13 protein-coding genes are annotated in these 12,635 nt (G+C 66.7%); 8 read left to right on the top strand and 5 right to left on the bottom strand.

Annotation, left to right across the window (positions count from 1 at the left end; genetic code table 11):
• The first annotated feature begins 307 nt into the window (after positions 1–307).
• From OG203_RS07645 to OG203_RS07625, 5 genes are all read left to right on the top strand, one after another.
• Positions 308–826, top strand: a complete 519-nt coding sequence (locus OG203_RS07645) for a hypothetical protein (RefSeq protein WP_405164973.1) — start codon at positions 308–310, stop codon at positions 824–826.
• Positions 827–1,370: 544 nt separating this feature from the next.
• On the top strand, positions 1,371–2,612 hold the full coding sequence (locus OG203_RS07640) for a hypothetical protein (RefSeq protein ID WP_405164972.1): 1,242 nt from the start codon (positions 1,371–1,373) through the stop codon (positions 2,610–2,612).
• Positions 2,612–4,153: a type IV secretory system conjugative DNA transfer family protein gene (locus tag OG203_RS07635; RefSeq protein ID WP_405164971.1), complete on the top strand. Its 1,542-nt coding sequence runs from the start codon at positions 2,612–2,614 to the stop codon at positions 4,151–4,153. Before OG203_RS07640 ends, OG203_RS07635 begins: the two co-directional genes overlap by 1 nt.
• On the top strand, positions 4,153–5,028 hold the full coding sequence (locus OG203_RS07630; protein ID WP_405164970.1) for a replication-relaxation family protein: 876 nt from the start codon (positions 4,153–4,155) through the stop codon (positions 5,026–5,028). The genes OG203_RS07635 and OG203_RS07630 overlap by 1 nt, the downstream gene beginning before the upstream one ends.
• A 233-nt stretch (positions 5,029–5,261) precedes the next feature.
• Entirely contained in the window at positions 5,262–5,441 is a 180-nt protein-coding gene (locus OG203_RS07625) for a hypothetical protein (protein ID WP_405164969.1), read from the top strand.
• A gap of 14 nt (positions 5,442–5,455) precedes the next feature.
• Here OG203_RS07625 and OG203_RS07620 read toward each other — a convergent pair whose 3' ends face one another.
• Both OG203_RS07620 and OG203_RS07615 read right to left on the bottom strand, forming a co-directional pair.
• Positions 5,456–6,925 carry a recombinase family protein gene (locus OG203_RS07620; protein WP_405164968.1) on the bottom strand — a complete coding sequence of 490 codons (1,470 nt, stop codon included), beginning with the start codon at positions 6,923–6,925 and terminating at the stop codon, positions 5,456–5,458.
• Positions 6,873–7,187, bottom strand: a complete 315-nt coding sequence (locus OG203_RS07615; RefSeq protein WP_405164967.1) for a recombinase family protein — start codon at positions 7,185–7,187, stop codon at positions 6,873–6,875. Before OG203_RS07615 ends, OG203_RS07620 begins: the two co-directional genes overlap by 53 nt.
• 22 nt (positions 7,188–7,209) lie before the next feature.
• On the opposite strand from OG203_RS07615, the gene OG203_RS07610 reads away from it, so the two are divergent.
• The gene (locus tag OG203_RS07610) at positions 7,210–7,965 is read left to right on the top strand and encodes a helix-turn-helix transcriptional regulator (RefSeq protein WP_405164966.1); all 756 of its coding nucleotides are present in this window, start codon (positions 7,210–7,212) and stop codon (positions 7,963–7,965) included.
• A 137-nt stretch (positions 7,966–8,102) separates the two neighbouring features.
• Positions 8,103–8,567 (top strand): pyridoxamine 5'-phosphate oxidase family protein, encoded by a 465-nt coding sequence (locus tag OG203_RS07605; protein WP_405164965.1) that lies wholly within the window; start codon positions 8,103–8,105, stop codon positions 8,565–8,567.
• Between the two features lie 11 nt (positions 8,568–8,578).
• On the opposite strand, the gene OG203_RS07600 is transcribed toward OG203_RS07605, so the two are convergent.
• The 3 genes from OG203_RS07600 to OG203_RS07590 are packed head-to-tail and all read right to left on the bottom strand — an operon-like array spanning position 8,579 to position 11,575.
• Positions 8,579–9,529, bottom strand: a complete 951-nt coding sequence (locus OG203_RS07600) for an NmrA/HSCARG family protein (RefSeq protein WP_405164964.1) — start codon at positions 9,527–9,529, stop codon at positions 8,579–8,581.
• The gene (locus OG203_RS07595) at positions 9,522–10,391 is read right to left on the bottom strand and encodes a polysaccharide deacetylase family protein (RefSeq protein ID WP_405164963.1); all 870 of its coding nucleotides are present in this window, start codon (positions 10,389–10,391) and stop codon (positions 9,522–9,524) included. Before OG203_RS07595 ends, OG203_RS07600 begins: the two co-directional genes overlap by 8 nt.
• Positions 10,388–11,575, bottom strand: coding sequence for a glycine C-acetyltransferase (locus OG203_RS07590; protein ID WP_405164962.1), 1,188 nt, complete (start codon positions 11,573–11,575; stop codon positions 10,388–10,390). Before OG203_RS07590 ends, OG203_RS07595 begins: the two co-directional genes overlap by 4 nt.
• Before the next feature lie 163 nt (positions 11,576–11,738).
• On the opposite strand from OG203_RS07590, the gene OG203_RS07585 reads away from it, so the two are divergent.
• Positions 11,739–12,626, top strand: coding sequence for a LysR family transcriptional regulator (locus OG203_RS07585; protein WP_405164961.1), 888 nt, complete (start codon positions 11,739–11,741; stop codon positions 12,624–12,626).
• The last annotated feature ends 9 nt before the right edge of the window (positions 12,627–12,635 follow it).

Below are 12,635 nucleotides of genomic sequence, written 5' to 3'. Positions count from 1 at the left end.
TTTGGTGGCGCTCGGGGCGTATCACTGGTCCTCCCGATCGCGAATCGCCCCCGCCCTCTAGCCCCACAAATTTTTACACCGAATTTCATCACCGATGTCGAAAACAGCACCTGACGATGCCACTCCTTGAGTGCAGGGAAAAAAATGCCCCGAGCCGGACTAGCCAGGAAGGGAGGAACGAACACGGTTCGCTACAGCTTTTTGTGTTGAAAAGGGGCTTGTTTCACGGCGTCACTTAGTTACCGGGGTGTTCGTGCCTCGGGGGCGTTCGTTTCGAACGTCTGTATCTACAACCACAGGAGAAACAATGACCAAACAACACCCTCCCCACCCGAGCTTCGGCACCGATGACCAGGGGCACCCTGAGCGGGTGTCGTGGCTCGAGTCTGCGGAGTTGCGGTTGCGGGAACTGGTCGAGTTGCAGGACGGCCCGCCGCCGCGTGAGTTGGCGGTGTTGCTGGGTGGCTCGATCGATGAGTTGCATACGGCGTTGCGGGCGGTGTTGCGTCCGGCGATGGTGAAGGCGCGGGCGGGCCGGTGCGGGCTGCCGTGGCTGGGTTGTCCCCGTCACGGTGATCTGTTGGCCTATCGCGGTTCGGGCTGGGGTTGCACGGTCGAGGGCTGCCGGTTCGAGATCGCCGACACCTTGGCCCGGTTGCGGCATTGCCGCCGCCGCACGGTGGCTGTGCTCGGCGAACCGCATCCCGGCCCCAACCCCTACACCCTGGCCGTGTGCGAGGGCCACCTGTTCTCGGAGTGGCACAACGGTGAGTGCGGGATGCCGTTCACGGTGCGCCGCGTCGGCACCCAGGGGCTCGCCGCGTAACCCCTCGTCCGGTGGCGGGCAGCCGCTAGGGCTGCCCGCCACCTTTCGGGTGCGTCAGCCACATCGGCCACACCCTGTTGCGGCCGGTGACGGAATCGGGTGGTTCCAGTCGGTAGTCCCCCTCACACAAAATCCGGCTTCTGAGCGGGCTTGACCAAATCGTTTCGTAAGCAAGTGACGGAATCGGGTGGTTTCCGCGCCTATATCACCAATAGAGGGGACTTTTTCTGAGCCTTCATGGCTGAGAGGAGAAAAAAGTTGCGCTCGCCCCGTCACAAGACCGGTGATCGGCGGATCTGTGTACCTATAGAAGGCCATTTTCACTCACGGAACTACAGGAGGAACACCCGATGACTATCCACTCCACTCCCTTGCGCGGCGGTTACTCGCGTGCGGTCGTTCCCCGGATTCCGGGCGGGGCAGGTGATTGGCGTTCGATTTTTCGCGGGCGGACTGTCACACGCGCTGCCGCCGGGCACCTTGTTCTGTTCAGAGGCCGAGTGATGGTGCCCGGCCGATTGTCGGCACTACCGGGAGGTTTGTCATGACCATCGTTCATCTTTTCGATTCGGTGACCGGGTTTATCGCGCTCGTGCCGTGGCGGGTGCGGCTGTGTGTCGGGGTGGGGGCGATCGCGGCGATGCTGTGGGGGGTGGGTTTGCAGGTGGTGCGCGAGTCCGACAGTGAGAAAGCGGTGTGGGTGCGGATCACCCCGCCCGCGCATCTGCCGCCGGACGCGGGGGTGCGGTTCGCGCGGTCGCTGGCCGGGGTGCTGCACCGCACGCGGCGCTATGGGTGGCGGCTGCGGTATGTGGCGTGTGAGTTCGTCGCCGTCGATTCCGTGATGGGGCTCGGGGTGTGGGTGCCTCCGGCGATATCGCCACAGGCGGTGATCGCGGCCGTGACGGGGGCGTGGCCGGGCGCGCGGGCCATAGTGACCGTGGTGCCGGATGTGTCGACCTTGGGCGGGGTCCGCGGGCGTGAAGTAGTGCCCCGCGGTGGGGAGTGGTCTCCGGTGGTGGACCCGTCGAGTCCCACGGCCGTGCGGGCGGGTGCGGACACGGTCGAGCCGTTGGGGCAGGTGTTGACGATGCTGACCGGGCGCGGCCGGGGTGAGGGTGGGTGTGTGCAGGTGATCGTGTCCGCCCAGCGCGGCACCCGGTCCGTGCGTCCGGCTATGCGGGCACTCGATGCGGTGTTGGCGTTCGGGCAGGAGCTGGGCGAGGAGTTCACGCGCATGAACCGCAGTTCCTCAGCCGGCGCCCCGCCTCGCGTGACGCCGGCGGCGGTGGACCCGGTAGAGGCGGTGCGGTCGCGGGCGGTCGTGGCCAAGAAAGCGGCCGGGCCGCATCTGCGGGTGACAGTGCGGGTCGCGGTGGCGGGTCCGGCCCCGGCCCGCCAACACCGCTCGCAGGTGGTGTTGATCGCCGCTGGCTACGACGCGGTAGCCACCGCCGGGGACGGGTTGATCACCCGCCGCGTGCACCGCGCGGCGGTCAAGGTCGGCGCGCGGCGGCCCGGGGCCGGGTTCGCCGTCACCGTGGCCGAGTTGGGCGCGTTGTGGCACATCCCCGCCGACGCTGCCGTCTATGGCATCCGCACTACCGACGCGCGTACCCGCGCCCCGCACCACGACCTGCCCCGCCTGCCCTCTCCCTTCGGTGCGCTGCGGCCGACGAAAGACCAGGACAGCGGCGAGGCTTCCGGGACCGGTCACGGTGATCGCTGGGACCGCAGTCTCAGAGACGAGACGTGGTACAACCCGGCACCCGAGGAGGGCCAGTGATGAACCAGCACACACCGAAACCGAAATTGCGTCTGACACAACAGGATTGGCCGGGGCGGGCGCGACCCAAACCCCTAGGCGTCGCCGCCGACGGCCGCATGGTCGGGCTGTCGGTGCAAGGCGCGCGTCATCACCTGCATGTACCCGGGGTGACCGGTGCGGGTAAATCGACCTGGCTTGCGAATCTGGCGCTTGCTGAAGCCACGGCCGGGCGCGGGGTGGTGGTGATCGACCCGCAAGGCGATCTGGCCGCGAACGTGCTCGACCGGTTACCGGCAGCGGTGGCCCGGCGGCTGGTGATCCTCGACCCGGCCGAACGCGACGCGCCCCCGGCATGGAATGTGTTCGCCCCACCCGGGATCGATGACCTCGAGGGCCGTGAGTTCGCCGCCGAGATGGTCATCGGCACGTTCCGCAAGGTGTATGCGCAGTGGTGGGGACCACGTATGGATGAGGTATTCCGGGCGGCGTGTTTGACCCTGGCGCGTCGGCCGGGCTCGACGCTGGCCGATGTGGTGGCGATCCTGACCCGTCCGGGCTACCACCGCGCGATCACCCGCCGCTACGGCACCCCGGGCGGGTTCGAGGGATTCTGGGACGACTACGACACCCTGACCCCGGCCGCGCGGCAACAGGCGTACGGGGCGGTGGTCTCACGGTTGCGGGCGGTGCTCTCGCACCGCTTCGCCCGTGACCTGTTCGCCGCTCCCGAGACCACGATCGATCTGACCGAAATCTTGGATGGTGGGGTGCTGATCGCCCGGCTACCCAAAGGCGAGATCGGCGAACACGGCTGCCAACTGGTCGGGTCACTACTGTTGTCGGGATTGTGGGCGGTGATCACCCGCCGCGCCGCTCTCGCACCGGAACAACGCTGTGATGCGACGATCATCGTGGATGAATGCCACAATTTCCTGAATCTGCCCATCGGCATCGATACCGTATTGGCCGAAGCACGCGGTTACCGGGTCTCGCTGGTGTTGGCGCATCAAAACCTGCACCAATTATCCGGCGATATCGCGGCAGCGGTGGACGCCAACGCCCGTAACAAGATTGTGTTCACCGTGTCTCCCGACGACGGGCGTAAACTCGCCGGGCATTTCGCGCCGTTCTTCGATCACACCGACTTGGCGAATCGGTCCGGTTACGCGGTCAGCGCGCGTATCGTCCACGATGGGCACACCACACCACCGTTCAGCGTGGACACCGTGGGATTACCCCCGCCGGTGCCGGGCAGGGCCGAGGAGTTGCGGGCCGCCGCACGGGCCACCACCGGACTGTCTCGCCAACGCCGCGACGCCAGCGCCCGCCACCGCGAACTAGCCACCGGAAAACTCGCCACCGATCCGCCGGAACCGGATTCAGTGATTGCGGATTCGGTGGTTGCGGATGCGGTTGCGGATGCGATTGCCAGGCATGGTTTTTCACTACCCCGCTCTGCACCCCATTCACTACCCCGTTCACCCGCCCAGCTAGAACGGGGTAGTGAGCGGGGTACCCCCGGCGGCGCATCGCCGCAGGCCAAAGGGGGTGAGCGGTGATGACACGCCCACCCCGACAGGCTGTAAAAGCCTGCCGGGCGGGTAGTCCTTCGATCGCGGACGCGATTGCCGCACAGCGGCAACTCACGCCCCGCGATCTCGAACTACTCGCCCTGCTGGCAGCCCATCGCGCGCTCACAGCACACCAGATCACCCGCGTGCTGTTCACCGACACCAACACCGCGCGTAAACGCCTTGTCCTGCTCACCGGCCGGGGCGTGCTGGCACGGTTTCGTGGCTGTATCCGCCCCGGCTCGCAGCAATACCGCTACACCCTCGGCCCGCTCGGTGCGATGATCCATGCCGCCACCACCGACAAACCCATTCCGACCCCGCGCACCGTGGCCGAGAAAACCCTGAAACTGTCCCGCAATCCCCAACTCGAGCACCTGCTAGGCATCAACGAATTCTTTACGGACTTGTACCACCACGGGCGGACCAATCCCGGATGCGAATTACTGGAATGGTGGAACGAACGCGACGCCACCCAAGCATGCGCGAATATAGCCCGCCCGGATGGTTACGGTGAGTGGTCCGAGAACGGTCATACCGTGCGTTTCTTCCTCGAATACGACACCGGCACCGAAGAATTATCCAGGCTGGTCGATAAACTGCACGGATACCGTGATCTACGCGACGGGGGGATAGCAATCCCTGTCCTGTTCGTGCTCCCGGGAGCGAAACGCCAAACCAACTTCCACCGGCTACTCGCCGGGCAACCCGCCACCCTTTCCGGACTCACCGTGGCCACCACCACCGGTGCCGACCTCGCCGCCGCCGATCCCGCCGCGCCGGTGTGGTGGCTGGCCGGGCACACCACCCGCTGCCGCCTCGCCGCCCTGCCCACCCCGCCCCCGGCCACCCACGCCGCCTGACACCGACGAGGGAGCCTCTCATGTCCGCCGATCATGCCCCCCGCAAGACCCGCCGCCCCGAACAACCGGCCTTCGATGCCGATCGCCCCTGCGACCCAGCACCACCCGTCAGGCGGTACCGGCGCAAACCGTACCGAAGCGCTGCCACGAGACAACCTGACCACCGCCCGCCGGAGCAGACACCGGAGACACGTGGTCTCGACCAGTGCCGCTCCCATCAATCGCGGGGGTCGATGTGGGTCGGCCCGACCAGTGAGCAGACCCGCCGCAGGCTGGCCCAGAGCCGACTACGGCAAGGGCTGCCCGCCCGCATCGAGAATCCAGCGGTGATCGAATCGCTGGCGCTGTTCCTGCGCCACACCTTCGACACCCTCGACACCAAACCCGGCCACCCTGGTGAGCGTGGCCGGTAACAGCGGTGCTGTGCTCACAGTTCGCGCCACGCGATCTCGACCGAGGACTCATCGAAACGCCAGGTTTTGCCGTTCTGGTCTTCCCACTGGGCGGCATAGATTCTCGCCGGTTTCACGATCACCTTGTCCACCAGCCGCGCGGTGGCTTCGTGCCGCCACCGCGAACCCTTACCCGCCCACGCCGCCCGCAACTCCCCAGGGGTGGAGCCGATATCGGCCAGCACCGCCAACGCTTGCGCGCCACGCAACGAATCCTGTTCGCTACGAAGGGATTTCAACGTGTGTTTCAACCCGGCGATTGTGCGGTCGATCACCCGCAAGTCGTACTCATCTCCTGCCCCGGACAAGACCTGCGTGCGTTTGTCGGTCTCGGCGTCCAAATTCCCGGCCGTGACCTCGATACGTTTCTGCAACGCCGCGATCTGCTCGGTGTTGTCGTTGCCCCGATCGAACCGCGCCAGAATCTCCGGATTCTCATAGGCGGCAATCACCTGCTCGGCGACGAACATTTCCAGGGCTCCGGCGTCGCGGAACACCTTGCCGCACCCACAGACCTGCTTGCGTGCACCCTTGGCCCGGCACAGGTAGCGGCGCTGCTCAACACTGGCCCCATTCTTGCGGGCACGGATCAGTTTCGACCCGATCAGCCCCGCCCCGCACGGTTGCCCGGCCCGCTCGCTGCCCTGCGGCCAGACCCCGCCACACTCGGCCAAACCGGTCAGCCAATACTCGCCGTTACGCTGGCGGGGCCGCTCGGGGTGCTTGGCGCGGCTATGGGATTGCAACGCCGCGCGCATCGCATCGTGCTCGTCACGGGTGAAGATCGCGGGCCACTGCGCACGGTGGCGGGTTCCGGTGCGCTCATGCACCCGGATACCGTTGCCCTCGGGATTGTTCAAGCATTCACAGCGTGCCCCGGTCGCATCGCTGTGCTCGCCCAGGTCATAGGCGACATAGGCTTCCAGCAACAACAGGTGCGAGAGCTTGCCCACCGCCCACAACCCACCTTCGGAAGTCGTGATACCGCGCGCGTTCCAATCGGTGATGATCGCGGTTTGGGACTCGCCGTTGATCACCCGATCCCGGCCCTCGCACAACACCGCCACCTCACTAGCACGCAACGCGTACCGATCCAAGATGTCATCGCCCGAAAGTGGGTGCGCGCCAACAACTTTGCCGTACCCGAACCGACGCGAACCGCCCTGCATCACACCCTTGGCGGCTTCCTCGCTCATCCGGTCAAGGAGGTTCTCGGTGTTGGTCTCGCGGTACTCCACCGCTTCGGCCACCTTCACCATGAAGTTCTTGCGCCCCGCACCGGTGCTCAGGTCGTAATCGGAGTCCTTGACGAACACATATCGCACCCCCTCATCGCGGCCCAGTTTCATCAACTCGTTGCCCAAGTCGTAGTCACGGGTCAACCGCGCCACATCACGCGCGAGCACCGTTTTCGACGGGCCAGCGGCCACCAGCGGCAGCAACATGCAATCCGGGCCGGTCGGTGTCGGCACCGGACATGTCGTTGTCGCAGAAGATTTGCGCCAACGCCAAGCCCTTACGTTTGGCGTGGGCCACCTGATTCTTGGCCTGCAACTGGGTGCCCTCGGCACGATCCTTCTCGTCCCGGGAAATCCGCACATACCCATACACCCACAACGCAGGGTCCACACCAGCCACCGCAGCGGCCAGCATCGCATTGATCTCCACCAGCCACGCCAGGTCATCCTGCTGCTTCGTCCGAGTCATAACCCCAGCATACGCCGATGTAGTGCCTAAGCAGAGACTCGCTGGGATCAGCGCCGAGTACTACCTGCGTCTGGAACAAGGCCGTGATCGGAACCCCTCCGCCCAGGTCCTCGACGCCCTGGCCACCGTGCTGCGCCTCGACGCCGACGCGACCGCCCACCTGCACAGCCTCGCCACGCCCGACCGTCCCCGCCGCCGACGCCCGCGCCCGCCCGAGCGCGCGCCCGAGGGGATCGAGCAACTCATCGCGACCTGGCCGCACACACCCGCCTACGTGCTCGGCCGCCTCTTGGACGTGCTCGCCGCAAACCCCCTCGCCCAAGCCCTTTCTCCGCTTTTCGCACCGGGCGCCAACATGGTCCGGACCCTGTTCCTCGACCCGGCTTCCGGTGTCGCCCACGGACATTGGGACGCCAGCACCGAAGGCGCGGTGGCCGCCCTGCGCGCATTGGTCGGCCCCGACGTCGACGACCCGGCGCTGGTCGAACTCGTCGGTGAGTTGTCCGTGCGCAGTGACCGCTTCCGGCAGCTGTGGGCCCGGCACGACGCGCGCCCCAAACGCAGTGGCGCCAACACGATTACCCACCCGCAGGTCGGCCCCCTGGAACTGCGCCACGAAAAGCTGCCGATCCCGGACACCGACCGCCAGATCCTGGTCATCTACCACGCCGAGCCCGCAAGCCCCACCGCCGAACGCCTCGCCCTACTGGCCTCCCTCATCGCCGACCCCGCACCAGGTGGTCTCCGGAACGCCCCAACCGGCAGCACCTCGACATGAGCGCCGCTGCCTCTTAGGAAGCAGCGAGGCCGAGGTGATCGTCACCGGGCCGTCGGCTCGCGGTTGTTCAGCCATCGGAAAGGGTCGCGCGGGTGCGGGTTTCGCGTTACCGTCGGTGGATTATCGAGGGGGAGTCAATGAATCAGATCCGGGTACGGACCTTGTCCGAACGGCGCGAGGCCGCGCTGGAGTGTTTGCGTTCGAACACCGACAACCTCTGGCTTGCGACGGCCAGCGATGGGCGGGGGCCGCACCTCATCCCTGTGTCCTACTGGTGGGATGGCACTCGTCTGTTGACAGCAACGTTCGAGAACAGTCGCACAGTGCGCAATGTCCAGGCTCAGCCGCGGGTCCGTGTTTCCCTCGGAAGCACGGCCGATGTCCTCATGATCGACGCCAGAGCAGCTCTCGCGGCCGCGGCCGACATCGATGACACGGCGGCCGAAGGGTACGCACGCGCGTCGGGAGTCCCGCGTTCGACACCGGGTTTCGTCTACGTCCACCTGGTACCGGAGCGGATTCAGGTGTGGCGGGGCCGTGCGGAATTCGCCGGTCGGACCGTGATGCGCGCGGGCGTGTGGCTCGATGAGCCGGTCGACTGAGCCGAAACACATCATCGAAAACCCGTAGCGCGCAACCAGTTTTCGAAGGTCAGCAGCTCGGGATGGAGTTCGCGCAGGTGCGCGAGGTCACGATCGAGGGTGATGATGTCGCGTGTCTGGAAGAACCGGAACATTGCCGCGTAGTCGTGGCCGACGCCCGGCATCGATGAGCGCAGCGTGTCCGGGGGAATCGAGCGGTACTGGCACGGGGTCCCCGTCACCCGCTCGACCGCGGCGGCTATCTCGTCGCCGGTCAGGCTGTCCGCTGTGACGGCGAGGTCGCGGGCGCCCCAGCTCTGCCAGTTCCGGAACATGAAATCACCGAACCAGGCGATGTCGTCCAGGCCGATCAGCGGATACCTCCCCGTTCCCAAGGGCAGGGAGAACAGCAGCCCGGACCGTCCGTCGGGGAGCGGGCCGCGCTGTGGTGCGAGCCGCGCTCGCAGGTTCTCGAAGTAGGGCGATGTCGTCAGGATCGACACATGCTCGCTGTACCAGCCGTCGTCGACCTCGCGCATCATCTCATCGGATCGGAGCATGTTGATGTGTGCCGCGACCGCGGCCTTCGCGTCGAAGTGCGGTACCGGGATGGATCCGCCGGTGAGGGTCACGGCGCTGTCGAGCGAGGACCAGACGAATCGTTCGACCCGCGCCGCTCGCGCGGCCTCCAGCACGCTGATCCCCCTCCGGTATTCACCGAGAACGCCTGCGCCGGACCAGAAATCGGTGTTGCAGAACACCTGGTCCATACCGGTGACGGCCGCGCGGACGCTATCCGGATCGTCCAGGTCACCCTGGAGAACGCGAACCCGGCCATCGCCGCGCGCCAGCACACCCTGGGCGTTGTCCGAGTGGGGATTACGGGTGAGCACGGCGACGGTGTCGCCGGGAGATCGGAGCAGTCGGTGGACAACCGCGCTGCCCATCGCGCCCGTGCCTCCGATGACGAGCGTCTCAACCATGATCGGAGCTCCTTGGTGAATTCTTCTGGGTAAGAACGTGTTCGGCGATCTCCAGGTGCGTGGCGATCCATACGTTTTCGCGCACTGTCTCGATATGCGCGAGGATCCGGTCGACCATGCCGGACAGCAGCGGTCTTGCGCCGACATGTGCGTGCACGGTCAGGTTGTAGATCCCCGGGCCGGGGGCGTCGAGTACGTCGTTCAGCAGGCCGACGTGACTGTCGAGGTAGTCCTGGGGTCCGGCGCCGCCGCGAATGTCGGACAGCTCACTGTGCATGATCGCGACGAGCGGGCCTCGCTGAGTCGCCAGTACCTGTGGTAGCTCGTGGTCGTTGTAATCGCCGGACCACAGGTAACCGGCCTCGGCCAGCAAATCGGGGGTGTTCGTCGTGCCCGAGGCCCGGGGACTCATCCAGCCGGTGGGGCGCACCCCGGTCCGGTCCGCGAGGATCGCGGTGCATCGGCGGATGTTCGCGCGTTCGGCGCTCACGTCGAGTAATGCGGGGATGACATCCTGCGCGTAGGAGTGCGCGGCGATCTCGTGCCCGGCGTCGTGCACGGCCCGTACCGCTTGCGGAAACCGTTCGGCGACAAGGCCATTGACACCGAAGGTCGCGGGCATGCGATGAGATCGCAGCATATCGAGCAACCGCCACACCCCAGTGGTTGCGCCGTATTCGGACCAGGAGACACTGTGCGTATCGGGCACTCCCGGCAGCGGCCACGCCGTGGCCATCGGGGCATAGACCGGCCAGTGGCCCGGTGACCACAGCTCCACGGCCACGGTGATCATGACCGCCGCCTTCTTGCCGCCCGGCCACCGCAGCGGTGTGTCCGGCATCTCGAATGCTTCCTTGCTCATAGGTCGGCCGTCTCTGCGTGACCATCGGCCGCGACGTCGCGCCTGGCACGGACGAAAGCCTCGACACAGCAGGCGATCTCGGCGTCCGAGTGCGCGGCCGAGACCTGGATGCGAATGCGCGCCGCACCCCGGGGCACGACCGGGTGAGTGAAGGCGACCGCGTGGATGCCGTGCACGAACAAGGCCTCCGACATCCGGGCGGCGACAGCGGAGTCACCGAACACGACCGGGATGATCGGATGATCGCCGGGCAGCGGGTCGAAACCGGCCTCGATCATCGAGTGGCGGAACAACTTCGCGTTGTCCCGGAGGCGTTGCCGTTGGGTCCCATCGGCTTTCACCAATTCGAGCGCGGCGAGCGACCCCGCGACGACGACGGGCGGCACCGCGTTCGAGAAGACATACGGGCGAGAGCGACCACGCAGCAGTTCGACGATCTCCGATCGGCCACTGACAAACCCCCCGGACGCACCGCCAAGGGCTTTCCCGAGCGTGCCGGCGATGATGTCGACTCGGTCCGCTACTCCGGCCGCTTCGGTGATACCGGCGCCCGTCGCGCCCAGGACGCCTACCCCGTGGGAGTCGTCGACCATGACCATCGCGTCGTGGCGTTCGGCGAGATCGCAGATCGCAGACAGGGGTGCTTGGGAGCCGTCCATGGAGAACACTCCATCGGTCACGATGAGACGGCGGCGGAACCCGGCGGCTTGGTGCAGCTGCCCCTCGAGATCGTCCATATCCCTTGTGCGATAACGAAACCGAGCCGCCTTGCAGAGCCGGATGCCGTCGATGATGGAGGCATGGTTCAGCTCGTCGCTGATCACCGCGTCCCGCTCGTCGAGCAGCGCCTCGAAAATCCCGCCGTTGGCGTCGAAACACGAACCCTGCAGCAGGGTCGCCTCGGTGCGCAGCAGGCCGGAGATCGCGCGCTCGAGTTCGAGGTGCGGCGGCTGGGTCCCGCAGATGAAACGCACACTGGCCATGCCGAATCCGTGGGTGTCCAGTGCCGACTTCGCCGCGGCGATCACCCGCGGATGGTTGGCCAGCCCCAGATAGTCGTTGGCGCAGAAGTTCAGCAGTTCGTGCCCGGCGACCGAAATCCGTGTCGACTGAGGCGTATCGATCGGCCGTTCGCGCGTGCTATCGCGTAGCACGGTGCGAAGTTCGTTGCGGATCGTGAACACTCGTGTACTCCTCACTGGACATCGCCCGGCGGCTGTCTTCAGCGTGTGACCGGTGCGGGCGAGCGTCCAATGCCCAGTCCGGAATCGGACATGCCCGGGAGGCATCGTCCGAGGTGCGCGGCGCGGGGAACAGGTGCGCCCGGTCGGTGGCTACGGTGGGGACATGACCGAAGTCGTGCCGCCGCTGGATCTGGACCTACGGGTGGTCCGTTACTTCTTGGCGGTTGCGGACCATGCGAATTTCGGCCGGGCCGCGGCCGCCCTGCATGTGGGACAACCATCGCTCAGCCGGCAGATCCGCGGCCTCGAACGGCAATTGGGGGTACGGCTGTTCCACCGGACACCACAGGGCACCCGGCTGAGCGAGGCCGGGCAGGCCTTCGCGCCCAAGGCCAGGATATTGCTGTGCGCCGCAGGCGAGGCCGCGGCCGCGGCGCGGGCAACGGCCGGACCCGGCAGCATTTCGATCGGATACACCTCGGGTCTGGTGATCACCGCGGCGACCAGGGAACTACGTCGCCGGCATCGGGAGGCGACCGTACGGACAACGTATCTCGGGTGGCGTCGTCCCGCCGAGGCACTACTCGACCGCGAGGTCGACGCTGTCGTCGCCCGCGCGCCATTCTCAGGCGATCGGCTGCACGTCACGCACCTCTACGATGAACCGCGCGTCCTCGTCGTCGCCCGCGACCACCGGCTGGCGGGGCGACCGTTCGCCGACCTCGCGGACATCGCCGACGAACCCTTGCAATGGGTACCCGGCCTCGACCCCGCCTGCAACGCCTTCTGGCGTCTGGAACCGAGGCCGGACGGTCGGCCCGTCCCCGTCGGCCCCGCGATGAACACCCTCGACGACACGTGGGAATTCGTCGCCTCCGGTGACACGCTCGCCGTCGCTACCCGCAGCCACGTCAACACCACTCGAACGGACCTCACGCTGATTCCGCTACGCGGTGTCGCACCGAGCCGGGTCGTCCTGGCGACCCGCACCGAGGATTCCGGTCTGGTCGCGGCCTTTCGGGAGTGCGCCAGAGAACATCTGACTGCCTGAGGCACGTGC

Source organism: Nocardia sp. NBC_01499 (assembly GCF_045040275.1).
Classification (GTDB): Bacteria; Actinomycetota; Actinomycetes; order Mycobacteriales; family Mycobacteriaceae; genus Nocardia.
The sequence above is the reverse complement of the archived record's forward strand: the minus strand, read 5'-3'. Positions and strand labels throughout refer to the sequence as shown.

Excerpts from the sequence above, each read along its gene's own strand:
- OG203_RS07630 (WP_405164970.1), top strand. The coding sequence starts at position 4,153 with ATGACACGCCCACCCCGACAGGCTGTAAAAGCCTGCCGGGCGGGTAGT.
- OG203_RS07625 (WP_405164969.1), top strand. The coding sequence starts at position 5,262 with ATGTGGGTCGGCCCGACCAGTGAGCAGACCCGCCGCAGGCTGGCCCAG.
- OG203_RS07585 (WP_405164961.1), top strand. The coding sequence starts at position 11,739 with ATGACCGAAGTCGTGCCGCCGCTGGATCTGGACCTACGGGTGGTCCGT.
- OG203_RS07620 (WP_405164968.1), bottom strand. The coding sequence starts at position 6,925 with ATGTTGCTGCCGCTGGTGGCCGCTGGCCCGTCGAAAACGGTGCTCGCG.
- OG203_RS07605 (WP_405164965.1), top strand. The coding sequence starts at position 8,103 with ATGAATCAGATCCGGGTACGGACCTTGTCCGAACGGCGCGAGGCCGCG.
- OG203_RS07600 (WP_405164964.1), bottom strand. The coding sequence starts at position 9,529 with ATGGTTGAGACGCTCGTCATCGGAGGCACGGGCGCGATGGGCAGCGCG.
- OG203_RS07635 (WP_405164971.1), top strand. The coding sequence starts at position 2,612 with ATGAACCAGCACACACCGAAACCGAAATTGCGTCTGACACAACAGGAT.
- OG203_RS07640 (WP_405164972.1), top strand. The coding sequence starts at position 1,371 with ATGACCATCGTTCATCTTTTCGATTCGGTGACCGGGTTTATCGCGCTC.
- OG203_RS07645 (WP_405164973.1), top strand. The coding sequence starts at position 308 with ATGACCAAACAACACCCTCCCCACCCGAGCTTCGGCACCGATGACCAG.
- OG203_RS07615 (WP_405164967.1), bottom strand. The coding sequence starts at position 7,187 with ATGACTCGGACGAAGCAGCAGGATGACCTGGCGTGGCTGGTGGAGATC.
- OG203_RS07595 (WP_405164963.1), bottom strand. The coding sequence starts at position 10,391 with ATGAGCAAGGAAGCATTCGAGATGCCGGACACACCGCTGCGGTGGCCG.